The organism is Streptomyces sp. CA-294286 (genome assembly GCF_050947155.1).
Lineage (GTDB): Bacteria > Actinomycetota > Actinomycetes > Streptomycetales > Streptomycetaceae > Streptomyces.
This window is the reverse complement of record NZ_CP192005.1, coordinates 2795881-2820387: the sequence shown is the minus strand read 5'-3', so window position 1 is coordinate 2820387 and position 24507 is coordinate 2795881. Positions and strand designations below refer to the sequence as shown.

The 24507-nt window shown below is 71.2% G+C and carries 23 protein-coding genes and 1 tRNA gene; 12 read left to right on the top strand and 12 right to left on the bottom strand.

Going from position 1 to position 24507, the window contains the following annotated elements:
* The 3 genes from ACQPZG_RS17285 to ACQPZG_RS17275 form a co-directional block, all read right to left on the bottom strand.
* Positions 1 to 1494: a Stp1/IreP family PP2C-type Ser/Thr phosphatase gene (locus tag ACQPZG_RS17285; protein WP_433546650.1), complete on the bottom strand. Its 1494-nt coding sequence runs from the start codon at positions 1492 to 1494 to the stop codon at positions 1 to 3.
* 150 nt (positions 1495 to 1644) lie between these two features.
* The gene (locus tag ACQPZG_RS17280) at positions 1645 to 2166 is read right to left on the bottom strand and encodes an FHA domain-containing protein FhaB/FipA (protein ID WP_433546649.1); all 522 of its coding nucleotides are present in this window, start codon (positions 2164 to 2166) and stop codon (positions 1645 to 1647) included.
* A 10-nt stretch (positions 2167 to 2176) separates the two neighbouring features.
* Positions 2177 to 3031 (bottom strand): FhaA domain-containing protein, encoded by an 855-nt coding sequence (locus ACQPZG_RS17275; RefSeq protein ID WP_433546648.1) that lies wholly within the window; start codon positions 3029 to 3031, stop codon positions 2177 to 2179.
* Between the two features lie 310 nt (positions 3032 to 3341).
* Between ACQPZG_RS17275 and ACQPZG_RS17270 the strand changes: the two genes are divergently transcribed.
* Positions 3342 to 3424, top strand: a tRNA-Leu gene (locus tag ACQPZG_RS17270).
* A gap of 116 nt (positions 3425 to 3540) precedes the next feature.
* On the top strand, positions 3541 to 5262 hold the full coding sequence (locus ACQPZG_RS17265; protein ID WP_433546647.1) for a glycosyltransferase: 1722 nt from the start codon (positions 3541 to 3543) through the stop codon (positions 5260 to 5262).
* A gap of 40 nt (positions 5263 to 5302) precedes the next feature.
* On the opposite strand, the gene ACQPZG_RS17260 is transcribed toward ACQPZG_RS17265, so the two are convergent.
* Positions 5303 to 5818, bottom strand: a complete 516-nt coding sequence (locus ACQPZG_RS17260) for a MarR family winged helix-turn-helix transcriptional regulator (RefSeq protein ID WP_433546646.1) — start codon at positions 5816 to 5818, stop codon at positions 5303 to 5305.
* A gap of 114 nt (positions 5819 to 5932) precedes the next feature.
* Here ACQPZG_RS17260 and ACQPZG_RS17255 point away from each other — a divergent pair, with 114 nt between their 5' ends.
* The 4 genes from ACQPZG_RS17255 to ACQPZG_RS17240 all read left to right on the top strand — a co-directional run bounded on the left by ACQPZG_RS17255 (position 5933) and on the right by ACQPZG_RS17240 (position 9954).
* Positions 5933 to 6991 carry a hypothetical protein gene (locus ACQPZG_RS17255; RefSeq protein ID WP_433546645.1) on the top strand — a complete coding sequence of 353 codons (1059 nt, stop codon included), beginning with the start codon at positions 5933 to 5935 and terminating at the stop codon, positions 6989 to 6991.
* A gap of 164 nt (positions 6992 to 7155) precedes the next feature.
* Positions 7156 to 8616, top strand: a complete 1461-nt coding sequence (locus ACQPZG_RS17250) for a DUF2252 domain-containing protein (protein WP_433546644.1) — start codon at positions 7156 to 7158, stop codon at positions 8614 to 8616.
* A 100-nt stretch (positions 8617 to 8716) separates the two neighbouring features.
* Positions 8717 to 9559, top strand: coding sequence for a J domain-containing protein (locus ACQPZG_RS17245; protein WP_433546643.1), 843 nt, complete (start codon positions 8717 to 8719; stop codon positions 9557 to 9559).
* Between the two features lie 50 nt (positions 9560 to 9609).
* On the top strand, positions 9610 to 9954 hold the full coding sequence (locus ACQPZG_RS17240; protein WP_433546642.1) for a rhodanese-like domain-containing protein: 345 nt from the start codon (positions 9610 to 9612) through the stop codon (positions 9952 to 9954).
* A 31-nt stretch (positions 9955 to 9985) separates the two neighbouring features.
* On the opposite strand, the gene ACQPZG_RS17235 is transcribed toward ACQPZG_RS17240, so the two are convergent.
* The 6 genes from ACQPZG_RS17235 to paaA form a co-directional block, all read right to left on the bottom strand.
* Positions 9986 to 11143, bottom strand: a complete 1158-nt coding sequence (locus ACQPZG_RS17235; protein ID WP_433546641.1) for an acyl-CoA dehydrogenase family protein — start codon at positions 11141 to 11143, stop codon at positions 9986 to 9988.
* Between the two features lie 104 nt (positions 11144 to 11247).
* Positions 11248 to 12312 carry a 2Fe-2S iron-sulfur cluster-binding protein gene (locus ACQPZG_RS17230; protein WP_433546640.1) on the bottom strand — a complete coding sequence of 355 codons (1065 nt, stop codon included), beginning with the start codon at positions 12310 to 12312 and terminating at the stop codon, positions 11248 to 11250.
* On the bottom strand, positions 12313 to 12966 hold the full coding sequence (gene paaD, locus ACQPZG_RS17225; RefSeq protein WP_433546639.1) for a 1,2-phenylacetyl-CoA epoxidase subunit PaaD: 654 nt from the start codon (positions 12964 to 12966) through the stop codon (positions 12313 to 12315). It abuts the gene before it with no gap.
* On the bottom strand, positions 12960 to 13715 hold the full coding sequence (paaC, locus tag ACQPZG_RS17220; protein WP_433546638.1) for a 1,2-phenylacetyl-CoA epoxidase subunit PaaC: 756 nt from the start codon (positions 13713 to 13715) through the stop codon (positions 12960 to 12962). The genes paaD and paaC overlap by 7 nt, the downstream gene beginning before the upstream one ends.
* Positions 13712 to 14011, bottom strand: coding sequence for a 1,2-phenylacetyl-CoA epoxidase subunit PaaB (gene paaB / locus ACQPZG_RS17215; RefSeq protein WP_433546637.1), 300 nt, complete (start codon positions 14009 to 14011; stop codon positions 13712 to 13714). The genes paaC and paaB overlap by 4 nt, the downstream gene beginning before the upstream one ends.
* Complete coding sequence (gene paaA / locus ACQPZG_RS17210; protein WP_433546636.1) at positions 14008 to 15129, bottom strand: 1,2-phenylacetyl-CoA epoxidase subunit PaaA; 1122 nt, start codon at positions 15127 to 15129, stop codon at positions 14008 to 14010. Before paaA ends, paaB begins: the two co-directional genes overlap by 4 nt.
* 120 nt (positions 15130 to 15249) lie before the next feature.
* On the opposite strand from paaA, the gene ACQPZG_RS17205 reads away from it, so the two are divergent.
* The 4 genes from ACQPZG_RS17205 (at position 15250) to ACQPZG_RS17190 (ending at position 19449) form a co-directional block, all read left to right on the top strand.
* On the top strand, positions 15250 to 16083 hold the full coding sequence (locus ACQPZG_RS17205; protein WP_433546635.1) for a DUF5819 family protein: 834 nt from the start codon (positions 15250 to 15252) through the stop codon (positions 16081 to 16083).
* Complete coding sequence (locus tag ACQPZG_RS17200; protein WP_433546634.1) at positions 16080 to 17366, top strand: HTTM domain-containing protein; 1287 nt, start codon at positions 16080 to 16082, stop codon at positions 17364 to 17366. Before ACQPZG_RS17205 ends, ACQPZG_RS17200 begins: the two co-directional genes overlap by 4 nt.
* Before the next feature lie 41 nt (positions 17367 to 17407).
* On the top strand, positions 17408 to 18175 hold the full coding sequence (locus ACQPZG_RS17195; protein ID WP_433549444.1) for a TrmH family RNA methyltransferase: 768 nt from the start codon (positions 17408 to 17410) through the stop codon (positions 18173 to 18175).
* Positions 18176 to 18402: 227 nt separating this feature from the next.
* Positions 18403 to 19449: a hypothetical protein gene (locus ACQPZG_RS17190; protein ID WP_433546633.1), complete on the top strand. Its 1047-nt coding sequence runs from the start codon at positions 18403 to 18405 to the stop codon at positions 19447 to 19449.
* A gap of 75 nt (positions 19450 to 19524) precedes the next feature.
* On the opposite strand, the gene paaN is transcribed toward ACQPZG_RS17190, so the two are convergent.
* Entirely contained in the window at positions 19525 to 21228 is a 1704-nt protein-coding gene (gene paaN / locus ACQPZG_RS17185) for a phenylacetic acid degradation protein PaaN (RefSeq protein WP_433546632.1), read from the bottom strand.
* A gap of 216 nt (positions 21229 to 21444) precedes the next feature.
* Here paaN and ACQPZG_RS17180 point away from each other — a divergent pair, with 216 nt between their 5' ends.
* Both ACQPZG_RS17180 and ACQPZG_RS17175 read left to right on the top strand, forming a co-directional pair.
* Complete coding sequence (locus ACQPZG_RS17180) at positions 21445 to 22953, top strand: 3-hydroxyacyl-CoA dehydrogenase (RefSeq protein WP_433546631.1); 1509 nt, start codon at positions 21445 to 21447, stop codon at positions 22951 to 22953.
* Positions 22950 to 23603 (top strand): TetR/AcrR family transcriptional regulator, encoded by a 654-nt coding sequence (locus ACQPZG_RS17175; RefSeq protein WP_433546630.1) that lies wholly within the window; start codon positions 22950 to 22952, stop codon positions 23601 to 23603. The genes ACQPZG_RS17180 and ACQPZG_RS17175 overlap by 4 nt, the downstream gene beginning before the upstream one ends.
* A gap of 163 nt (positions 23604 to 23766) precedes the next feature.
* Here ACQPZG_RS17175 and ACQPZG_RS17170 read toward each other — a convergent pair whose 3' ends face one another.
* Positions 23767 to 24216, bottom strand: coding sequence for an Lrp/AsnC family transcriptional regulator (locus tag ACQPZG_RS17170; protein WP_433549443.1), 450 nt, complete (start codon positions 24214 to 24216; stop codon positions 23767 to 23769).
* Positions 24217 to 24507: the final 291 nt, after the last annotated feature.

Below are 24507 nucleotides of genomic sequence, written 5' to 3'. Positions count from 1 at the left end.
CTACGGTGTGGCCGGCTTACCGCACTGCGAGGCCAGTTCCTGCTCTTCCTCGGACAGTGTGGGACCGGGAGCAGGAGCACTGGAAGTGGGCGTGGCTGTGTTCGGCGGAGTCTTGTCGCCCGGGGCCGGCGTCTTGCCGGGTTCGGGCGTGGCCGGCGGCTTCGGCGTCGGTGCGGTGCGCTGTTCGGACTTCTTCCTGCAGGCGGTCGCCTGGAGCCAGAGCCTTTCGATCTTCTCGCGCGCCTGGGCGAGGTCCCGCGCGGGCAACGTGTCCTTGACCTCCTTGGCCTGGAAGTCGGGGAGGTACTTGAGTTCGATCTCGGGGTGGTCCTTCTCGACCTTCGAGAGGGAGACCCACGGCAGGTCCTGGTCCACGCCCCGGTACAGCGCGACGTGTTCGTTGTTGGCGCCGACGTAGTACTGGGTCTGGGTCCAGCGGTAACCGGCGTACAGACCGCCGCCGATGACGGCGAGGGCGAGCACGACGTAGAAGGATCTCTTGAACCACTTGCGGCCCGGGGACTTCACGAAGTCCTCGCCGTTGTACATGTCGAACGTGTCGTCGGGCGTGCCGCCGCCGTACCCGCCGCTGCCGGCCGAGCCGAAGTTCCCCGAGGGGGACTGCGGCGGGGAGGCGGGGCGGCCGAGGCCCGCGGCGCGGCCGGCCGCGGTCTGCATGCCGCGGGTGTCGCCGAGCGGCATCTGGTTCTCGGCGACCGCGCCGACGACGACCGGGGTGTCGCTGAGCTGCCCGGCCAGGGTGTCGTTGCCGTCGACGTCCAGGACGTCGGCCACGATGCAGGTGATGTTGTCGGGGCCGCCGCCGCGCAGTGCCAGCTCGATCAGGTGCTGGACGGTGTCCTGCGGGCCCTGGTAGCTGGCGAGCGTCTCCTCCATCGTCTGGTGGGAGACGACGCCGGACAGCCCGTCGGAGCAGATCAGGTAGCGGTCGCCGGCCCGCACCTCGCGGATGGAGAGGTCGGGTTCCACGTGGTCGCCGCTGCCCAGGGCGCGCATGAGGAGGGACCTCTGCGGGTGGGTGGTGGCTTCCTCCTCGGTGATGCGGCCCTCGTCGACGAGGCGCTGCACCCAGGTGTGGTCCTGTGTGATCTGGGTGAGTACGCCGTCGCGCAGCAGGTAGGCGCGGGAGTCGCCGACGTGGACGAGGCCCAGGCGCTGGCCCGTCCACAGCAGGGCGGTGAGCGTGGTGCCCATGCCCTCCAGCTGGGAGTCCTCCTCGACCATCATGCGGAGCTGGTCGTTGGCCCGCTGCACGGAGGTGCCCAGGGAGGTCAGGATGTCCGACCCGGGTACGTCGTCGTCGAGCTGGACCAGCGTCGAGATCACCTCGGAGGAGGCGACCTCGCCGGCGGCCTGGCCGCCCATGCCGTCGGCGATCGCGAGAAGGCGGGGGCCGGCGTAGCCGGAGTCCTCGTTGCCCTCCCGGATCATGCCCTTGTGGGATCCGGCGGCGAAGCGCAGGGACAGACTCATACGCACCTCACCCGTCGGCTCCGGGTACACCGGGTTTCGAGCCACACTGCCCACCCTCCGGTCGGGAGCGCGCCAGGGCCCGTGGACAGGGCCCTGGGGCCCCGCGCGGGGGCCGACGCGGCTCGCTCGCTCCGCTCGCTCATTGTCGTACTACTTCCGCAGCTCGATGACGGTCTTGCCGATGCGGATCGGTGCGCCCAGCGGAATCGGTTGCGGCGTGGTGAGCCGGTTCCGGTCGAGATAGGTGCCGTTGGTGGATCCCAGGTCCTCGACGATCCAGTTGCCGTCGCGGTCCGGATAGATCCTGGCATGCCTGCTGGACGCGTAGTCGTCGTCCAGCACGATCGTCGAATCGTGCGCCCGGCCCAGCGTGATCGTCTGTCCCTGGAGCGCCACCGTGGTTCCGGTGAGGCTGCCTTCGGAGACGACGAGCTTGGTCGGGGCGCCGCGGCGCTGCCTCTGTTGTTGTTGCGGGGGCGCGGCCTGTTGGCGCCCCCCGCCGGTGTTCTGTTGTGGGGCACGCGTGTCGGGCGCGTTGCCGCGGCGTGAGCCGCGCTGCGTGACACGAGTGCCGAACAGGTCGCTGCGGATGACCTGGACGGCCACGATTACGAATAGCCACAGGACAGCTAGGAAACCTAGCCGCATGACCGTCAGGGTCAGCTCTGACATTGCCCCCGCTTCACCCTTCGGCTTGCCGGTAAACGATGGTGGTGCTGCCCACGACGATCCGCGAGCCGTCGCGGAGCGTAGCGCGGGTGGTGTGCTGCCCGTCCACCACGATGCCGTTGGTGGACCCGAGGTCCTGGATCGTCGCGGGTGTGCCGACGCGGATCTCGCAGTGCCGGCGGGAGACGCCGGGGTCGTCGATCCGTACGTCGGCCTCGGTGCTGCGACCCATGACGAGGGTGGGGCGGGAGATCTGGTGGCGGTTGCCGTTGATCTCGATCCACCGTCTCGTCGGGGTGCCGGGCATGGGTCCGGGGCCTGCGGGCGCCGCGGCCGGTCCGCGCCGGTCCGCGCCGGGGGCGGGACGGGCGGGGCCGCCGGGCGGGGCCTGGGGCATGGGCGGTGCGCTCGCGGAGGACGAGGGCGGGTAGCCGTAACCGCCGCCGCGCGGGGCTGCGGGGTCGGCGTCGGCGGGGGTGGTGACCTGCGACGTGCTGGAAGCGAGCGTGCGGCTGCGTACCCGGTAGAGACCCGTGTCGAGGTCGTCCGCCTTCTCCAGGTGGACCTTGATGGGGCCCATGAAGGTGTAGCGCTGCTGCTTCGCGTAGTCGCGGACCAGGCCGGAGAGCTCGTCGCCCAGCTGTCCTGAGTACGGGCTCAGACGCTCGTAGTCGGGAGTGCTGAGTTCGACGATGAAGTCGTTGGGGACGACGGTCCGCTCCCGGTTCCAGATCGTCGCGTTGTTGTCGCACTCGCGCTGGAGGGCGCCGGCGATCTCGACGGGCTGGACCTCGGACTTGAAGACCTTGGCGAAGGTGCCGTTCACCATGCCTTCGAGCTTTTGTTCGAAACGCTTCAGGACTCCCATGGGGCACCTCCTCCGTCGATGTCGTCCTGGTACTGCTTACTGATCGTATCCACGCGCCGGGAAAACGGCTGGTTCCCCTTGTCCGCCCAGTCCATGAGTGTCACCCCTCACAAGGGATCGTAGAGGTGGCTGCCTGACAGTGTCCCGCACGCGTCTTCCTCCCTTGAGGAGTGGGTCGTGGAGTCCGTCGTTCCACTGGCGGGTCCCCGCAAACTATGCGTGTGAACCCACCCCGGCCACCGTGCTAATCTTCTTCTTGTCGCCAGCCAGTCGCACAAACCAGTGCGGCGAATCGAACGACATCACTCATGCGCGAGTGGCGGAACGGCAGACGCGCTGGCTTCAGGTGCCAGTGTCCTTCGGGACGTGGGGGTTCAAATCCCCCCTCGCGCACTTCATGGATTCGGGTCTCACCGTGAAAACGGTGGGGCCCGTTTCCGTATGTCCTTTTCCTTTTTGTCCTTATGCGGTTCGTCCCTTTTGTTGTCGGTGGGGCTTCGGAGGCGGTTGTGGCGCGGGCGAGGGTTTTCGGGGTCGGCGCGCTCGTGCTGACGGTGCTGGCCGCCGCGCAGCAGTTGATGCTCGCCGTGGGGCTCGGGGGCTGGCTGCCCGGCTGGCAGCCGTGGCCCTACCTGCTGCTCGCCGCGGTGCTGTGGCTGGCAGCGAAGCCCTGGTGGCTGGAGAACGGGCCGCGGCGCGACGGAGTTCCCGGTCCGTGGGCCTCTTTCGAGGAACGGCTGCGGCAGGTGCCGGCGTGGGTGTACGTCGCCGTGGTGCTGGCTTCCGCGGTGGGCGCGTGGGTGTGGCTGCAGGACTTCGAGCCCTATCTGGGCCACGAGGAAGCGGTCTACGCGAACAAGGCCCGCTTCTGGTTCGACGGGACGCCGGACGCGGGCTGGGGCGTGTACCGCCCGGTCGGGCTGCCCGCTCTGGGCGCGCTCGCGCTGTGGCTGACGGGGTACGAGGGACACGCTTCCGGTAGCGGCATGGGAACCCTGCGGGCGGTCACCCTCGTGCTCGCGCTGGTGATGTTGTGCACGACGTACCTGGTGGCACGCGCGTGGACGACGCCGCGACGGGCCGTGGTCGCGGTTCTGGTGCTGTTGAGCGGCCTGGGGTTCCTGCGGCGCGTGCCGGAGTTCCTCAACGACATCGGCTCCACGGCGCTGTTGCTGGTCGTGGTGTTCCTGCTGGTCAAGGCGCAGGAGCGGGCCGGGAGCCGGGCGGGGCGGCTCGCGCTGCTGCTCGTGCCGGTCGTCGCGCTGGCCGCCTTCTACCTTCGTTACGGGGTGGTGGGCAATCTCCTGGCCGTCGCGGTGGCGGGCGTCTTCGCGTACGGGCCGCGGGCCTGGTGGGCGTACGGACGGTGGCTTTGGGCGGCGGTCGGACTGCTCGTGCTGGGGCTCGTACCGCACCTGCTCCACGCGGTGGAGCGGACCGGGAAGCCGCTGGGGATGATCCTGTCGGCGACCTCGCAGGCCAACCGTGAGTACGTGGGCGACGGGCTGGTGTACTACCTGAGCGTCTTCCCGTACCGGCTGGCGGGAGACCTGGGCGCGGTGGTGATGGCCGCGGGTCTGTGCGCGGCGTTCGCCGCCTGGCGGCGGGTGCGGGGCGGCCGGAACGCCGAGGCCACGGGCGTACGGGAGGACGACCGGCGTCGGGTGTTCCTGGGGACTGCGGCACTGCTGGTGTTCGTGGTGCTCGGCGTGGCCACGGACGGTGAACCGCGGTTCGTGTACCTGCCGGTGACGCTGCTGACGATCCTCGGGGTGCAGGCTCTGGCGGAGTGCACGCGCGCGTGGGCACCGCGGGTCCTGGCGTCCCTGGCGGTGCTGGCCGGGGTGACGGTGCTCGGGACGGCGCAGGTGGTGGCGCACGGGGCGATGCCGGGGCCGACGGCGCTGGGCGTCTCGACGGTGCCGGTGGCGCGGACGCTGGCGGCGCAGGACGGGGAGCGGTGTCTGATCGTCACCGGGTACGAGCCGGAGTTCGGCTGGTACTCCGGGTGCGACGCGGTGACGTACCGGCAGTACGGGGAGCGCGTGAGGGAGGCGCGGGTGCCGCGGGGAACGCGTGTGAGCTTCGTACGGTTCGAGAGGGGGCGGTTGCAGCCGGGCGCGGCGGGAGTGCGGCGGCTGATCGACGGCCGGGACGCGACGCTGCTGCGGGTGCCCGCGGCGGACGGCGGCTCGGCGGGGGCGGCGACGGTGTGGAGCGTGCGGTTCTAGAGGTTCTGGAGGCGACGTCCGCGGGGGAAAGACGTCGCCGTTACGAGGGGCTGTTGTTGTAGCGCAGCAGGTATGCCGCGAAGCGGGTGAGGTCGGCCTCGGACCAGTCGGCGAGGCGTTCCTGGTAGGCCGCGTGGCGGCTGGCGTGGGTGGCGGTGAGGGTGGCGGCGCCCGCGTCGGTGGTGTGCAGGACCTGGACGCGGTGGTCGTCGGGGTCGGGTCGACGTTCCACCAGGCCGAGCTTCTCCAGGGTGGTCAGCTGTCGGCTGACGGTGGACTTGTCGAGCATGTAGTGCGTCGCGAGGTCGGTGGCGCGGCAGCCCCGCTGGTCGTGGATGTGTGCGAGGAGCGTGTACGAGACCAGGGGCAGGTCGGGGTGGAGGCGGGCGGCGGTGGCGCGGGCCCGGCGGGCGAAGGCGGTCAGTTCGCGCTCGATGGTGTCGACGGCGCGGGTGCGCCGGGGGTGTGCGGGGCTGCCGGGATCGTAGGGGCGCCGGTGGTCCTGGGGCTTCTGGGGGTCCGGGGGGTGCTGGCCCGGGGCGTGCGGGGTGGTCATGGGGGTGGTTTGCCCTCCGATCGATTGGTTGTAGAGTACATCTGTATTGGTGGTTGTAATAACCAACCACTATCGCTCGTCGTCCCCCCCCGTCATGTGTGCTGGAGTCCGTTGATGTCTGCGTCCCCCGCTGGTTTGAGCAGTACGGGAGCGTCCCTGCGGCACGTTCTCGGCCACCTCCTCACCCCGCTGCTGATGTGCGTCGGGATGGGCCTGGCCTACCTGGGCGCTTTCCACGCACCCGAGCCGCACGGTCTGCGGGTCGACGTCGTCGGATCCGGGGCGAGCGCCCAGGTGCTGGCGCAGACGCTGCACGACAAGGGCGCGGGAGCACTCGACGTGCGCACCGTCGCCGATCGCCCGGCCGCCGAGGCACAGCTCAGGGCCCGCGAGACCTACGGGGCGTACGTGCCGGGCACGAAGCCCGAGCTGATGGTCGCCACCGCCGAGTCCGACACGACGGCGACCGTCGTGCAGAAGGTCTTCACGGAAGTCGCCGCCGAGCAGGGCGCGCCGCTCCGGGTGACGGACGTGGTGCCGGTGTCGAAGGGCGACCCGACGGGACAGGGGCTGTTCTTCCTGCTCGTCGCGCTCAGCATCGGCTCGTACGCCTCGGTCGCGGTGATCGGCGGTGCCGGTGCGGTGCTGCCGCTGCGGATCAGGGCGTTGCTGGCACTGGGCATGTCGCTGGTGGTCAGCGCGATCGGCGCCGTCTTCGCCGGGCCGCTGTTCCACCTGGTGGACCAGGGGCTGCCCGGCCTGTGGGCGATGGCGTGGCTGTACACGGCGGGCATCCTGCTGGTCGGCGTCGGACTGCACACGTTCCTCAAGAGGTGGACGACGCTGGGCGTGATGGTGCTGTTCGTGATGCTGAACTTCACCAGCTCGGGCGGCATCTTCAAGCCCGAGCTCCAGTCCGGCTTCTTCGCCTCGCTGCACTCCTTCTGGAACGGCGCCGGCTTCATCGAGGGGGTACGCGGACACGTGTACTTCGACGGGACCGGGGTCGGACGGAACGTCCTGGTGCTGGCGCTGTGGTGCGTAGCCGGTGCGGCGGTCATGGGAGCGGCGGCGGCGTCGGAGAGGGTGCGTCGGCGGAAGGCGGCGCACGCGGCACCGGTGAGGGAAGAGCGCGCGGTGGAGGAGGAACTGGAGGAAGCGGTCGGCGTATGAGCCGGGCGTGAGAGGACGCGCGACGAACGGTCCCGGACCAGGTCCGGGATCGTTCGTCGTACTAATGCCGGGTTATCCACAGGGGGCTGCCGCACGGCCCGGACAACGGCGCTACCTTCATGGGGAGTTGAAGAAGCAGCCGGGACGGACGGCTGTCGGACGGTATGCAGCGGGGGTGGCGGCACGTGACGAACGAGGCCGGGCAAGGGACAGAAACCGAGCGAATTCCGGTGGTGGAGGGATTCGCGCGGCGTACGAACGCGGCAGGGCCGGAGGCCGGGCGGACCCGTTCGCGCAAAAGGGAGGGGAAGGCGCTGCGGGGCCGCACGCCACGGGAGGCACACCGCACCCTGGCGCTCGACGAGGACCGCCCTGACGCGGTGCGCGCCGTCGAGGACTCCAGCCGGGGACGGGTCGCCTCGCTGACGCCGGTACGCGTGGGACGCATGGCCGCCAGCCCGTTCGCCTTCCTGCGCGGGTCGGCCGGACTGATGGCCTACGACCTGGCGGGCACGCCCGTGACCGGGATCGGCGCCCAGATATGCGGCGACGCGCACGCGGCGAACTTCGGGCTGTACGGCGACGCCGGCGGGCGGCTCGTCATCGACCTCAACGACTTCGACGAGACGGTTGTCGGGCCCTGGGAATGGGACGTCAAGCGGCTCGCGACCTCCCTGGTGCTCGCCGCACGCGAGACCGGGGCCGACGAGGACACCTGTCGGCAGGGGGCCCGCGACGCGGTCGGGGCCTACCGGCGGACGATGCGGCTGCTCGCGCGGATGCCCGTGGCCGACGCCTGGAACGCGATAGCCGACGAGGAACTCGTCTCGCACACCGACGCCCGGGATCTGCTGGGCACGCTTGAGCGGGTCTCGGAGAAGGCCCGCAAGAACACCAGCGCACGCTTCGCCGCCCGGTCCACGGAGCCCGCCGAGGGCGGCAGCCGCCGGTTCGTCGACGCTCCTCCGGTGCTGCGCCGGGTGTCGGACGCCGAGGCGTCGGCGGTGGCGTCGGCGCTGGGCGGCTACCTGGGGACGGTGGCGGAGGACCGGCTGCCGCTGCTGGCCCGGTACGCGATCCACGACGTGGCGTTCCGGGTCGTCGGCACCGGGAGCGTGGGAACCCGGTCGTACGTGGTGCTGCTGCTCGACCACCGCGGGGAACCGCTCGTCCTGCAGGTGAAGGAGGCACGGGCGTCCGCCTTGGTCCCGTACCTCCCGAAAGCCGGATTCGCGATACCGGAACCGGTGCACGAGGGGCGGCGGGTGGTCCTCGGACAGAAACGGATGCAGGTCGTCAGCGACATCCTGCTCGGCTGGTGCACGGTCGAGGGCCTGCCCTTCCAGGTGCGGCAGTTCAGGAACCGCAAGGGGAGCGTGGACCCGACGGCGCTCCCCGCCGACCAGGTCGACGACTACGGGCGGATGACCGGCGCGCTCCTGGCCAGGGCGCACGCGCACAGCGCCGACCCGGAAGTGGTGGCCGGGTACTGCGGCAAGAACGACGAGTTCGACGAGGCGGTCGCCGACTTCGCGGTCGCCTATGCGGACCGGACGGAGGCGGACCACGCGGTACTGGTGGCGGCGATCAGGGACGGGCGGATAGCGGCGGAGAGGGGGGTGTGACGGGGCCGGACCCAGGAGGGGGCGCAGCCCTCGGCGGTCGCCACGCGTTGCCGGGCCGGGGGCGGGCCCTCGCCCTCGGGCGGGACCGTAGGCTGGTCGGGTGACTCAGGATGCCGCCGGGGGACCGGTTACCCCCAACGAAGACGTACCGCCCGGTGAGACCACGGCCGGTGCGCGGCCCGAGGCTCGGCTGGAGCGGGCGGTGGGGGCCGCCGAGCAGGCGTTGATCGAGTTCGAGATCGCGGTGGACACCTTCCGGATCGAGGTCGAGAACTTCTCCCGGCTGCACCACCAGAAGCTGGGCCCGATGTACGCGCGGCTGGACGAGCTGGACGCCCAGATCGCGGAGGCCAGGGCCCGGCACACCGGGGACCCGGAGGATCTGGCCAAGGCGCAGGAGGCGCGGGCGCTGGTCATGCCGATGCCGGGCGTGGAGGAGCTCTTCCACGACTGGATGGACTCGGACGGGCTGTCGCCCGAGGCCGCCGCGATGCTGACCGAGCAGCCGGTGCGTCCCCCGGAGCGGGTGCGGCCCAGCGAGGAGGCCCGCAAGCTCTACCGCGACCTGGTCCGCAAGGCGCACCCCGACCTGGCGAGGGAGGACAAGGAGCGGAGCCGACGTGAGGAGTTCATCACCCGGGTCAACGCCGCCTACTCGCGCGGCGACGAGAAGCTGCTGCGCGAACTGTCCGACGAGTGGGCGGCCGGCCCGGTCCCCGAGACACGGCTCAGCGAGAGCGAGGAGCTGTACGCGCGGCTGGAGTGGTTGTCACGCCGCAAGGAACTCCTGACGGTCGTCGCCCGCGACCTGGAGGACTCCGCGATCGGGTCGATGCTGCGGATGGCGCCGGAGGACCCCGACCGACTGCTGGACGAGATCGCCGGGCAACTGCAGGCGCAGGTCTCCGAGCGCGAGGCCGAACTCGCCCGGTGGGTGCAGTAGCGTTCCGGGGCGCACGCGCACCGTTTGCATGTACGAGAAAGGCTGTCCTCATGAACTTCGCCTCCCTGCCCTCCGTGGACGTCGCGTCGGTACCGGCTGACGGCCTGGTGCTGGACGTCCGTGAGGCCGACGAGTGGGCGGCCGGGCACGTCGAGGGCGCTCTGCACGTGCCGATGAGTGACTTCGTCGCCCGGTTCGGCGAGGTCACCGAGGCCGTGGCGGACGGCCGCCGTGCCCATGTGATGTGCCGGGTCGGCGGGCGGTCCGCGCAGGTCACCCAGTACCTGGTGCAGCAGGGGATCGACGCGGTGAACATCGAGGGCGGGATGCTCGCCTGGGACGGTGCGGGCCGGCCCATGGTCTCCGAGGGCGACTCCGCCGCGTTCGTTCTCTGAACTCGGGCGATCCGCACGACTCGCAGGCCACTCAGGGCCGTTCAGCGGCAGACCGGTTGAGGGGGTGGACGGCCAGCAGGTCGCCCAGGGCCTCCTCGTGGGCGGCTGCCGGGCCCAGGGACAGCTCCAGTTGCTTGGCCCAGGCGTGGTAGCGGTGCAGCGGGTAGTCGGTGTCCGCGCCGACGCCTCCGTGCAGGTGCTGTGCGGTCTGGACGGTCCGCCGGACACCGTCGGAGGCCCAAGTCTTGGCGACCGCCACGTCTCCGGCGAGGGGCAGAGCTCCCTCGGCTCCCGTGCCGAGGCGCCAGGCGGCCTGCCACAGGGTGGCCTCCATGGCGCGCAGGTCGATGTAGCGGTCGGCGGCCTGGACGGCGACGGCCTGGAAGGTGGCGACGGGGAAGCCGAACTGCTCGCGCTGCGAGGTGTAGTCGGCGGTCATGGCCAGGACCTGTTCGCCGAGGCCGAGGGCCTGCGCGCAGGTGCCGACGACGAGCAGCGTCCGCAGCCACTCCCCCGCCCCGGCCTCGGTGATCACCTCGTGGGCCCGCACGCGTACGGCGTCGAGACGGATCTCCGCGAGGCGCTCCCCGCTCGTGGACACCTGGTCGGCGAGGGTGACGCCGGTACGGGTGCGGGGGACGAGCGCGAGGACCGGGCGGCCCGCACCGGTGTGTGCCGGGACGGCGACCAGATCGGCCTGCTGTGCCCAGGGGACCGCTGTCTGCACTCCGTCGAGCACCCAGTCGGCTCCGTCCGTCCGGCGTGCCGTGACCGCGAGCTGAGCCGGGTCGTGTCCGGTGCGGCCATGGACGGCGGCCGTCAGGACCAGCTCTCCGCGTCCGGCGGAGGGCAGCACCGATCCGGCCAACTCCGGCGCCCCGTACCGCTGTACGGCCAAGGCGACCGCGCTCGTCTCCAGCAGGGGCACCCGGGCGAGGACCTTCGCGGACTCCCGCAGCACGAGACACAGGGCGACCGGGTCCAGCCCCGCGCCCCCGTATGCGGGGGCCAGCAGCAGGCTCAGCAGGTCGGCTTGTGCGAGCTTCGCCCACAGCGGGCGGTCGAAGTCGTCGGCGACCGCACCTTCGACGAGCGCCGGGCTGGGTACCGCGTCGGGCGTCGCCTTGGAGAAGACGGCCCGCGCCGCCTCGGTGGCCGCCTGCTGCTCCTCGGTGAAGGTGAAGTCCACTGCCCTGCCCTCCGGTGGCCATGCACGCGCTGGTTCCTGACGGGGCGTCAAGATAGAACACGTTCTACGGGAAGGGAATGGCGGCGCGCGACTCGGCCTGTGCGTCAGCGGTCGAAGTCCAACTCCACTTCGCCGGTGGCCGGGTGGGACTGGCAGGCCAGCACGTACCCCGCCTCGGTCTCCTCCGCCTCCAGCGCGTAGTTGCGGTCCATCCGTACTTCGCCACGCACCAGGAACGCCCGGCAGGTGCCGCACACCCCGCCCTTGCAGGCGTACGGGGCGTCCGCACGAGCCCGCAGCACCGTCTCCAGGAGCGACTCGCCGTCCTGGACCGGCCAGGTGCCGGAGCGGCCGTCGAGGGTCGCGGTGAGGGTGCCGCCCACGGCGGCGGGCGCCAACGCGGCAGGGGCGCCGTCCGCCGTACCGTCGTCGACGTGAAAGACCTCCTCGTGGATGCGGTCCCGAGCGACCCCGAGTCCGCGCAGGGCCTGTTCGGCGCCCTGCACCAGGCCGTACGGGCCGCACAGGTACCACCCGTCGATGTCCGCCACCGGCAGCAGGGCGGGCAGCAGGGCCGTGAGGCGCTCCGTGTCCAGCCGTCCGGACGGCAGCCCCGACTGCTGCTCCTCCCGCGACAGCGCCGTGACCAGCTGGAACCGATCGGGGTAACGGTCCTTGAGGTCGGCGGTCTCCTCCAGGAACATCGTGGACGCCGCCGTGCGGTCGCTGCGGACGAGGCAGAACCGGGCGTCCGGCCGCTGCTCCAGGAGCGTCGCCGCGATGGACAGCACCGGAGTGATGCCGCTGCCGCCGACGATCGCCGCGAAGTATCCGTCCCGCGGCGTGAGGGTGAACCGGCCCATGGGCGGCATCGCCTCCACCACGTCTCCGACCAGCAGCTCCTTGAGCGCGTACGTGGAGTACGCGCCGCCGTCGACGAGCCGGATGCCCACGCGCAGCACCGGTTCGGCGGGTGCTGCGGCCGCGGGCGCGCAGATGGAGTACGTGCGCCGGATCTCCTGGCCGTCCACGATCCGCCGCAGCGCCAGGTGCTGGCCCGGGACATGCCGGAAGGTCTCGTGCAGCTCGGGCGGCACGGCGAGGGTGACGGCCACCGCATCGTCCGTGAGCCGCTCGATGCCCCGGACCCGGAGCGGGTGGAACGGCATCTACAACTCCTTGAAGTGGTCGAACGGTTCGCGGCAGGACACGCAGCGGCGCAGCGCCTTGCACGCGGTGGAGGAGAACCGGCTGAGCAGTTCGGTGTCGATGGATCCGCAGTGCGGGCAGCGGAGGGCGAGCGAGAGGGGTATCGGCTCCCGGGCGGCGGAAGCGGCGTCGATCTCGCGGGTGGTGCGGGGCGGGGCGATGCCGAACTCGGCGAGTTTGCGGCGCCCCTCGGCGCTGATGTCGTCCGTCGACCAGGCGGGGGCGAGCACGGTGCGCACCGTCACCTCGGTCATGCCGGCGCTTTCGTGGAGTACCCGCTCGATGTCGGCGGCCATGGCCTCGACGGCGGGACAGCCGGTGTAGGTCGGGGTCAGTTCGACCTCGACCCGGCCGGGCCCCGAGACGTGAACGGCACGCAGCACGCCCAGTTCTTCCAGGGTGAGCACGGGCAGTTCGGGGTCGGGCACGGTGCCGGCGAGGCGGCGCAGCTCCTCTTCGAGCCGGGTGCCGGACGGAGGGACGCCGGTTGAGGACGAGCCGGCCGACGGGATGTCGGCGCGGGTGGCACCGGTCGGGGGGACGTGAGTGGAGGGGGTGCCGGTCGGCGGGACGTGCGCCGAGGGGGTGCCGGTCGAGGGTGTGTCGGTCACCATGACGCTCCCGGGTGGCTGCGGTGCAGGTGCTGCATCTCGGCGAGCATCAGTCCGAACGGCTCCGTGTGCAGGCCCTGCCGTCCGGCGCCCGCTGTCCATGCCCCGGTGCGCGGCCCTTCGGGCACGGCGAGAGTGGCCCGTTCCAGAACACCGGTGACGGAGGCCAACCAGTCCGACTCCAGCTGCTGCCAGCCGAGCCCTTGGTCGTCGGCTTCCGTGTCGGCTCCCAGGGCCAGGCCCTCGACCGGCTGGAAGGGCTCGCCGGTGAACCGCCACAACGCGTCGACGGCACGCTGCATCCGGTCGTGGCTCTCCGCGGTTCCGTCGCCCAGGCGCAGCGTCCACTGCTCGGCGTGGTCACGGTGGTAGGCCGTCTCCTTGACCGCCTTCGCCGCGAGGGGTGCGAACTCGCCGCTTCCAACAGCCAGCCGTTCGTACAGCAGGTGCTGGTAGGTGGAGAAGTAGAGCTGCCGGGCGAGGAAGTGGGCGAAGTCGCCGTTCGGCTGCTCGACGAGCTGCAGGTTGCGGAACGCCCGTTCCTCCCGGAGGTAGGCCAGCTCGTCCTCGTCGCCGGCGAGGGAGAGCAGGACGCGTGCCTGGCCCAGGAGGTCCAGCGCGATGTTGGCGAGGGCCACCTCCTCCTCCAGGACGGGGGCACGGCCCGCCCACTCCCCCAGCCGGTGGGACAGGATCAGCGCGTCGTCGCCCAGGGCGAGAGCGGCGGAACGGGTCGCGGGGGCGGTGGTCACAGGTGCTTCACCCCGTCCGGGATCGCGTAGAAGGTGGGGTGCCGGTAGGGCTTGTCGCCGGCCGGCTCGAAGAAGGAGTCCTTCTCGTCGGGGGAGGACGCGGTGATCGCCGCGGACGGCACCACCCAGATCGAGACGCCTTCGGACCTACGGGTGTAAAGGTCGCGGGCGTTGCGCAGGGCCATCTCCGCGTCCGGGGCGTGCAGGCTGCCGGCGTGGGTGTGGGACAGTCCGCGGCGCGAGCGCACGAACACCTCCCACAGTGGCCAGTCCTGGTGCGAAGCCGTGCCGGTCATGCTGTCCTCCCCCTGTCGCTGTCCGTGGTGCTGTCGTGGCGGGCGCTCCGGCTGCTGTCCGCGCGAGTGCCCGTGGGGTTCGTGCGGGTGTCCGAGGGGTTGCCCGGTCGGGTGCCCCGGGCGCTGCCCCTGCGGGTGCCCTGGTGGTGCTTGGCCGCGTACGCCGCCGCCGCGTCCCGTACCCAGGCGCCCTCTTCGTGGGCCCGGCGGCGCTGGGAGAGGCGCTGTTCGTTGCAGGGCCCGTTGCCTTTGAGGACGTCCCGGAACTCGGCCCAGTCGATGGCGCCGAAGTCGTAGTGCCCGCGCTCCTCGTTCCACCGCAGGTCGGGGTCGGGGAGGGTGAGGCCCAGGGAATCGGCCTGCGGGACGGCGATGTCGACGAAGCGCTGGCGCAGCTCGTCGTTGGAGTGCCGCTTGATCTTCCAGGCCATGGACTGCGCGGAGTGCGAGGACTCGTCGTCGGGCGGACCGAACATCATCAGCGACGGCCACCACCACCGGTCCACCGCGTCCTGCGCCATCGCGCGCTGCTCCGGCGTGCCCTGCGAGAGGGCGAGCAGCGACTCGTACCCCTGGCGCTGGTGGAAGGACTCCTCCTTGCAGATGCGGACCATGGCGCGGGCGTACGGGCCGTAGGAGCAACGGCAGATCGGGACCTGGTTCGTGATCGCGGCACCGTCCACCAGCCAGCCGATCGCGCCGACGTCGGCCCAGGTCAGCGTCGGGTAGTTGAAGATCGACGAGTACTTCTGGCGGCCGGAGTGGAGCTTGTCGAGAAGCTCCTCGCGGCTGGTGCCCAGCGTTTCGGCCGCGCTGTAGAGGTACAGCCCGTGCCCGGCCTCGTCCTGCACCTTGGCCATCAGGATCGCCTTGCGGCGAAGCGAGGGGGCGCGGGTGATCCAGTTGGCTTCCGGCTGCATGCCGATGATCTCGGAGTGCGCGTGCTGCGCGATCTGGCGGACCAGGGAGGCGCGGTAGGCGTCCGGCATCCAGTCGCGCGGCTCGATGCGCTCGTCGGCGGCGACGGCGGCGTCGAACGCCCGCTGGTGTGCTGCTTCGTCCTCCGCGCCGGTCCCGTTCGGGGTGTGTGCTGCCGTCGCTTGCGTCAATGCCGTCATCCTGGCCCCCAGATCACCCTACCGACCGATCGTTCGGTTCATCGACTTCAATGGTGGGGCGGCGGCCCGTAGGGTGTCAACCTCTGTGGACAACTGGCCGACACGTGCGGAGCGGGGCGGATGGATTCGTACGACGAGAAGGCCGGGACCGGCGGGACGCAGGACGCCGACCCTGCCCGGTCCGGCGGCAACCTCGGCCCGCTCCGCCCCGGCAGCGACTGCGGCCCAACGTCGTCCGCCGACGCCGACGCCGACGCCGACGCCGCCGACGTCGGCACTCCGGTCCGGCCCCGGGGCAGGGCGGGAATGGCAGGGCTGTCCTTCCGCTCCCAGATCGTCGCCGCCCTCGCCCTCGCGCTGGTCGGCGTCACCGCCCTCGTCCACCTCGGCATGGTTTTTCTGCACGTCAGCCCGTCGAACACGGTGAGCAAGGAGCACGCCGCCGCCGTGGACGCCTGGATCAACCCCGAGTTCGAACAGAACTGGAAGCTCTTCGCGCCCAACCCGCTCCAGCAGAACGTCGCCGTCCAGGCCCGCGCCCAGATCCGCACCGGGAGCGGCCAGTGGCGCGTCACCGAGTGGATCGACTTCACGGCCAGGGACGCCGAGGAGATCCGCGGCAGCCTCCTGCCCAGCCACACCGCCCAGAACCAATTGCGCCGTGGCTGGGACTTCTACACCGGCTGGCACAACGACAAGAACGAGTCGCTCGGCATGCGTGGCGACCTCTCCGAGCGCTACGTCCGGCGCATCGTGCTGGAGCGCATGTCCGCCCTCGACATGGGGGGCGCCGTGCACCGAGTCCAGGTGCGCTCGCGCACGACCTGGGTGAAACCGCCGCCGTGGAGCAAGGAGAAGGTGACCGCGGCACCCGCGTACCGGGTGCTGCCCTGGTGGACGGTGACACCGGCCGACCTCACGAAGGTCGCGGCCGAGGCAGGAGTGACCAAGTGAGCACCGGCATCCCCCCCACCCCCCCTTCCGGTACGTCTCCCACGGCGCGCGCTTCACGCACGCGCGCGCGTACCCACGTTCCCGCGCAACTGCGCCGGTCGGCGCGCCTCCTCCAGCGGGGCGTGCAGAACGTCACCGCCGCCGCCCTCGGCCCGTACCAGAGCGCCGTCATCCGCATCGGGTTCGCCGGAACCTGGATGCTCTTCCTGCTGCGCGAGATCCCGCACCGCCATGAGATGTACGGGCCCGAGGGGCCCTGGAACTGGGACATGGCGCGCCGGATCGTCGACGACAACGGGGCCTTCACGGCGCTGATGTGGACGGACAGCACCCTGTGGTTCGAATTCGTTTACGTCGCGGCCATCGCGGCCAGTGCTCTGCTGGCGATCGGCTGGCGCACCCGGACGATGTCCGTCCTGTTCATGATCGGGGTGCTGTCCCTCCAGAACCGCAGCGTCTTCCTGGGCGACGGCGGGGACAACGTCATCCACCTGATGGCGATGTACCTGGTGCTCACCCGCTGCGGCCAGGTGTGGTCGCTGGACGCCCGCCGGGTGCGGGCCGCGGGCGGCACGGTCGCCGCCGTCGTGCGCGACCGGGTGGGCCCCGTGGTGTGGGGGGCACTCGGCACCGCCCTCGCGGTGGTCACGTTCACGGGTGTGGTGCGGTGGGGCTGGCTGCTGGTCTTCTGGGCGTTGCTGCTGGCCCACGCGCTGTGGTGGGCGGCGTGCCGGTACGCGGACGGCGAGCCGCGGCTCCTGCTGGACGTCCTGGCGAACCTCGTGCACAACGCGGGGCTGGCCGTCATCATGGTCGAGGTGTGCTTCGTCTACGCGACGGCTGGCTGGTACAAGGTGCAGGGTTCCCGCTGGCAGGACGGCACCGCGGTCTACTACCCGTTGCACCTGGACTACTTCACGCCCTGGCCCGACCTGTCGTCCCTGCTCGCCTCCAGCGGGACGATGATCATGCTGGTGACGTACGGCACGGTGATGGTGCAGGTCGCCTTCCCCTTCACCCTGTTCAACCGCCGCGTGAAGAACGTCCTGCTGGTGCTGATGATCCTGGAGCACGCGAGCATCGCGGTGCTGCTGGGGCTGCCGTTCTTCTCGATGGCGATGATCGCCGCGGACGCGGTGTTCCTGCCGACCGTGTTCCTGTTGTGGCTGGGCGGGCGCGCGGGACGGCTGCGGGACCGGGTCAGGAGCCGGGTGCGGCCGTCGCCCAAGGCCGTGCTGCAGCGTCCCGCAGACGAGGAGCGGCCCCGTACGCTCGTGGGGTGAGCAGCGAGAACACCCCACGGGACGAGCAGTCCGAATCCGCCTTGAGCGGGCAGTACGCCCCCGTTCGGCCCGAGCGGACCGACCCCGCACGAAGTGGGCGGTCCGACCCGGCACGGGCAGAGCAGTCCGCCCCCGAGCGGTCCGACCCCGCACGGGCAGAGCAGTCCGACCCCGCACAGTACGACGAGGGCTTCGGTGCCGAGGTCGGCGTCGGTCCACACCCCGAGCCGTGGCCCGAGGGCGAGCGGTACGATCCGGAGCTGCTCGCGCAGGGCGACCGGCGCAATGTCGTCGACCCGTACCGGTACTGGACGCGTGAGGCGATCGTCGCGGACCTGGACACCCGCCGGCACGACTTCCACGTGGCTGTGGAGAACTGGGGCCACGACTTCAACATCGGGTCGGTCGTACGGACCGCCAACGCGTTCCTCGCCAAGGAGATCCACATCGTGGGGCGACGGCGCTGGAATCGGCGCGGGGCGATGGTCACCGACCGCTACCAGCACGTCCGCCACCACCCCGACACCGAGTCGCTCACCGCGTGGGCGGCGGCCGAGGAGGTGCCGATCATCGGCATCGACAACCTCCCGGGCGCGGTGCCGCTGGAGCGGACCGTGCTGCCGAAGCGGTGCGTGTTGCTGTTCGGGCAGGAGGGTCCGGGGCTGACGGAGGAAGCGCGGACGCATGCGTCGATGGTGTGCTCCATCGCGCAGTTCGGGTCGACGCGGTCGATCAACGCGGGGGCGGCGGCGGCGATCGCGATGCACGCATGGGTGCAGCGGTACGCGGAGATCGCGGACCCCTCGTAGGTCCGCACCCGCGTAAGTGTGACTTTCGGACGGGTGTGTCGTTCACGTCTTCGAGCGGAGCGTCGATCCTGGTTGCGGCAGAAGTGGTGAAGCCGCGCACGTAGAGCGGGCCTGAGAGCTGACCTTGGACAAGGTCATGTGAACGTCTCTGTCACCGCCCGTAGCTGGTTCCTGCACTGAGGGGTGGTTCGCCGTATTCCTGCGAGCCCTCTGGAGGGCACAGCCACATGTACACGGAACGATCTCTGCTGGACGCGCGCGAGGTACGCGCGACCCTGGCACACCGGACGGACGTCCTCAACGACGTGAAGCGGCTGCCGCTGCTGCCGGACGGGGCCCATGTCACGGCGACGCTGCTGGCCGACTACTTCGAGGTCGATGCGGTGGTGCTGCGGCGGGTGGTGCGCAAGCACGCAGGGGAGCTAAGGGGTTACGGGTACCGGCAGCTCCGGGGGGAGGAACTCCGGGTGTTCGTGAGCGTCAACCTCCCGGAATCGAGGGTTCCGAGGCGGCAGTTGGGGATCTTCACCGCCCAGGCTGCCCTGGTGCTCGCGATGACGCTGGACAGCAGCGAGGTGGCTCGCGAGGTCCGGGCCGGCCTGCTGGAGTCGGTGGGGGCGGCTGCCGACGAGGTGGATGTCGAGCGGGCGGTGATGGTGCGCGCGGAGTTCCCGGTAACCGGTGAGCCGGTCCGGGTGGTGGTGATCGAGGGGGAGCCGTGGTTCGTCACCGTGGACATCTGCAACCTCCTCGGGCTGGGAAACCCGACCCAGACCAGCCATGCGGTGTCCTCGGGGGACACAAGGACGACCGACCGGAGGGTTTGTGTCTTCATTACTAATGAGGGCGCAAACCTTCCGACGGGTGTTTCCGCAGGTCGGGGCGAGCGTCACGGCGGACCGCAGGAGCTGCGCGCCCTCGACAGGGACCTCACCGTCATGTCCGACGGGACGGTGCACTGCCGCCACGGCGAGATGGAGATCTGCGTTCCCGCGCCGGGTGAGGACAGTGGGCCGCCGTTCGGCCCCTCCTACCGCTGTCCGGAGACCGAGCGGTACGGGATCAAGGACAGTCGGCTGGAAAGGCCGTGCGGGAGCGTGAAGTTCGTCGAAATCGTACGGCGGCTGGCCGAGCCGCGAGTCCCGCAGCAGAGTGCGACCCCGGAGCAGAGCGGCATGCGCCTGTCCGTAGGAAATGTCCAGGTGCACGGGTCGGCATGCGAGATCGCCGCCGTTCTCCGGGAGATGGGCGTGGTGGCCGACCCGCGACGCTGACCGGAGCGCGGTGCGGTGAATGCCGTGGCCCGCATGGGGGTGCGGGCCACGGCATCCGGCCTTACTGGTACGCCGTCACGCCTGGCGGCGTACCTCCACCGTCCGGAAGCGGTTGGACACGAACGCGCCGTCGCACAGGGCGGCGTTCGCGGCCGGGTTGCCGCCGGAGCCGTGGAAGTCGGAGAAGGCGGCCGTCTGGTTGACGTACACCCCGCCCGTGAGGTTCAGCGAGAGCTGCGCGGACTCCTCCAGGCAGACTTCCTCGATCGCGCGCTCCACCTCGGGCGAGGTCGTGTACGCGCCGACCGTCATCGCGCCCTTCTCGCGCACCGTGCGCCGCAGCAGGTCCAGGGCGGCGGTCGTGGAGTCGACGGCGACGGCGAAGGACACCGGGCCGAAGCACTCCGACATGTACGCCGCCTCCGCGTCCGGCTTCGCCCCGTCCAGCTTGACGATGACGGGGGTGCGGACGGTCGCGTCGGGGAAGTCCGGGTGGGTGACCTCACGCGAGGGCAGAGCGACTTCGCCCAGCCCGGCCGCCGTGTCCAGGCGGGCCTTCACGTCCGGATTGACCAGCGCGCCCAGCAGTGCGTTCGCGCGCGCGTCGTCGCCGAGCAGTCCGCCGACCGACTTCGCGAGGTCGCCGACGACTTCCTCGTACGACTTGGCGCCCGCGTCGGTGCTGATGCCGTCGCGGGGGATGAGCAGGTTCTGCGGGGTGGTGCACATCTGACCGCTGTAGAGGGACAGCGAGAACGCCAGGTTGGAGAGCATGCCCCGGTAGTCGTCGGTGGAGTCGACGACGACCGTGTTGACGCCGGCCTTCTCCGTGTAGACCTGCGCCTGACGGGCGTTCGCCTCCAGCCAGTCGCCGAAGGACGTCGACCCCGTGTAGTCGATGATCTTGATTTCGGGGCGCAGGGCGAGCGACTTGGCAATGCCCTCGTCCGGACGTTCGGCGGCCAGTGCCACCAGGTTGGGGTCGAAGCCGGCCTCGGCGAGGACCTCGCGGGCGGCCTTCACGGTCATCGCGAGCGGCAGCACGGCGCGCGGGTGCGGCTTGACCAGGACCGGGTTGCCGGTCGCCAGGGACGCGAAGAGCCCCGGGTAGCCGTTCCAGGTGGGGAAGGTGTTGCAGCCCACCAGGAGCGAGACGCCGCGCGGAACGGCGACGAAGGACTTCGACAGGTTCAGCGGATCGCGCTTGCCCTGCGGCTTGGACCAGTCGGCTGCTGCGGGCACCCGCGTCTGCTCGGCGTAGGCGTACGCCACCGCTTCCAGGCCGCGGTCCTGGGCGTGCGGGCCGCCCGCCTGGAGCGCCATCATGAAGGCCTGGCCGCTGGTGTGCATCACCGCGTGCGCGAACTCGTGCGTACGGGCGCTGATCCGGGCCAGGATCTCCAGGCAGACCACCGCCCGCGCCTCGGGCCCCGCGTCGCGCCACGCGCCCATGCCCGCGCGCATGGCCGGCAGCAGGACGTCCACGTCCGCGTGCGGGTAGGAGACGCCCAGCTCCGGCCCGTACGGGGAGACCTCGCCGCCCTCGGAGGCGGGGCCGCCCACCCAGCCGTCCGTACCGGGCTGGTCCCCCAGGTCGAAGCGGGTGTTCCGCAGCGCCTCGAACGCCGCGAGGCCGTCGGCGGCAGCGCTCTCCCCGTACGCCTTCGGGTGCTCCGGGTGCGGAGACCAGTAGGCGCGCGTGCGGATCGCTTCGAGGGCCTGGTCGAGTGTGGGCCGGTGGGTCTCGGTCAGCTGCGTCAGCTTCTGCGGCGACTGCATTGCGCGGACCAACTCCTCGTCGAGATGGGCTGGGGGTGGGGCTCGGAATGGGGACTCAATATGCGGTTCGAACGGGGACCGGCCGGGAGCGGACGGTGCCGGGGCCGGCGCGGACTGGGCTCGCAAGGGCGGACACGGCTAGAGTAACCGAACGATCGGTCGGGACAAGGGGGCCGACGTGAACCTGTGGACAACCCGTCCGGGAGGATTGCCCGCATGACAGCAATCGAGCGCGCCCGCACCGTCGCCGTCGTCGGCACCGGAACCATGGGGCAGGGCATCGCCCAGGTCGCCCTCCTCGCCGGGCACCCCGTACTCCTCTTCGACGCGGACGCCGGGCGTACCGCCGCCGCGGACGCTTCCGTGCGTTCCCGGATCGAGCGGCTGGTGGAGAAGGGCCGCCTGGAGCGCGCGGAGGCCGACGCGGCCCTCCTGCGCCTGCGCGCCGCCCGCGACCTGCGGGACCTCTCCGAGGCCGCGCTCGTTGTCGAGGCGATCGTGGAACAGCTGCCGGTCAAGCAGGATTTGTTCGTCTCGCTTGAGGCGCTCGTCGCCGAGGACTGCCTCCTCGCCACGAACACCTCCTCGCTGTCCGTCACGGCGATCGCCGGCGCGCTCAAGCACCCCGGCCGCTTCGTCGGCATGCACTTCTTCAACCCCGCCCCGCTGCTCCCCCTCGTGGAGGTGGTCAGCGGCTTCGCGACGGACGCCGCCGCCGCCACGCGCGCGTACGACACGGCGCTCGCCTGGGGGAAGACCCCGGTGCGCTGTGCGGACACCCCCGGCTTCCTGGTCAACCGGATCGCTCGCCCCTTCTACGCCGAGGCGTTCGCGGTGTACGAGGAGCAGGCCGCCGACCCGGCCACGATCGACGCGGTGCTGCGCGAGTCCGGCGGTTTCCGGATGGGGCCCTTCGAGCTGACCGACCTGATCGGGCAGGACGTGAACGAGGCCGTCTCGCGGTCGGTGTGGGAGGCGTTCCACCAGAGCCCCAAGTTCGTGCCCTCGCTGCCGCAGCGCCGGCTGGTGGAGTCCGGGCGGCTCGGGCGCAAGTCCGGCCGGGGGTGGTACCCGTACGGAGAGGGCGCGGCCGGGCCCGAGCCGCACACCGCCGCACCCGAGGCCGCCCCCGCGCGCGTGAGCGTGACCGGTGACTTCGGGCCGGCCGCCGAGGTGGTCACGATGCTCCAGGAGGCCGACGGCATCGAGGTGCGGCAGCTGACCTCGGGCGGCCCGTACATCGGCCTGCCGAGCGGCGGCCAGCTCGCCCCCGTCGACGGGCACACCTCCGTCGAGTACGACGACGTCGTCTACTTCGACCTCGCCCTCGACTACCGGGCCGCCACCCGCGTCGCCCTGGCCGCCTCCGCCGACGTGTCCGAGCAGACCCTCAGGGAGGCGGTCGGCCTCTTCCAGGCGCTCGGCAAGGACGTCAGCGTCATCGGCGACGTCCCCGGCATGATCGTCGGCCGTACCGTCGCCATGCTCGTCGACCTCGCCCTGGACGCCGTGGCCAAGGGTGTGGCGACGCCCGAGGACATCGACACCGCGATGCGCCTGGGCGTCAACTACCCGCGCGGCCCCCTGGAGTGGGGCCGTGCCCTCACCGGCGACTGGTCCTTCGACCTGCTCACCGCGATGCACGAGCGCTGCCCGACCGGGCGCTACGCACCCTCCCTGGCGCACTACCGGCAGGGTTACGCCGAGCAGGAGCCCGCCGAATGAGCACCACGGACCGTCCGTTCGCCGACCGTGCGGCGGTGGAGCGCGGCACGACGGCAGAGCGCACGCCCACCGCGAAGAGGGACACGTACACGCCCGAGACGCTGCTCGCCGTGGCCGTGCGCGTCTTCAACGAGCGCGGGTACGACGGCACGTCGATGGAGCACCTGTCGAAGGCCGCCGGGATCTCCAAGTCGTCGATCTACCACCACGTCTCCGGCAAGGAGGAGCTGCTGCGGCGCGCGGTCAGCCGGGCACTCGACGGGCTGTTCGCCGCCCTGGAGGAGCCGCAGGCCCAGCACGGGCGGGCCATCGAGCGCGTCGAGCACGTCACCCGGCGCACCGTCGAGGTGCTGATGGCGGAACTGCCCTACGTCACCCTGCTGCTGCGCGTACGGGGCAACACGCAGACCGAGCGGTGGGCGCTGGAGCGGCGGCGCGAGTTCGACCAGCGGGTGTCCGACCTGCTGAAAGCCGCGGCGGCGGACGGAGACCTGCGGGCGGACGTGGACATCAGACTGGCCACCCGGCTGCTCTTCGGGATGATCAATTCGCTGGTGGAGTGGTACCGGCCGCACCCCGACGGGGTGGACCGGGAACAGCTCGCGGACACCGTCGTACGACTGGCCTTCGACGGGCTGCGGACGGGCTAGGGGCCGGGGACCGGTCGGCGTACGGTCTACCGTGCCGTGCCGTGCCGTGCCGTGCCGTGCCGTTCGTCCGTCCGGTCGGCCTGCCGTCCTGTCGTTTTGCCGTTCGGTCGTTCGGTTGTTCGGTCGTTCGGTCGTTCTACGTTCGGTCGTTCGGGTCACCCGATCAGGAGCTCTGGCCGGACTGCGGGTCAAGGTCGGTCTCCTCGAAGACGAGGAGGGTGCGGGTGCTCAGCACCTCCGGAATGTTCTGGATCCTGGTCAGGACCAGCTCGCGGAGCGTCCTGTTGTCCGGGGTGTGGACCAGCAGCAGTACGTCGAAATCGCCGCTGACCAGGGCGATGTGAGCGGCCCCCGGGAGCGCCTGCAACTCCTCGCGGACCGTGCGCCACGAGTTCTGGACGATCTTGAGGGTGATGTACGCGGAAGCGCCCTGGCCCGCCCTTTCGTGGTCGACCCGGGCACTGAAACCCCGGATCACACCGTCGTCGATGAGGCGGTTGATCCGGGCGTATGCGTTGGCGCGCGAGACATGGACGCGCTCGGCCACCGACCGTATCGAGGCACGGCCGTCGGCCTGGAGCATCCGCAGGATGTCGCGGTCCACGGAGTCCAGGGGACGTGCCGGGGAGGGCTCCCGCGGGGGATTCCGCTGAGGTTCTCTCGGCGGGTCCTGGGGAAGGTGGCGCGCGGGCTCTCTCGGCGGGTCCTGGGGGAGGTGGCGCGCGGGCTCTCTCGGCGGGTCCTGGGGGAGGTGGCGCGCAGGTTCCCTCGGCGCGTCCTGGGTGTGCTCTCCCGGCGAATCCCTGTGGAAATCTCCGTCGTTCCCGTGCAGACCGTCACCCGATCCGGCCATTTGTTCAGCTGCCACGTGCCCCCGCCTCCCCGTCATGGACGTCCTGTTCCC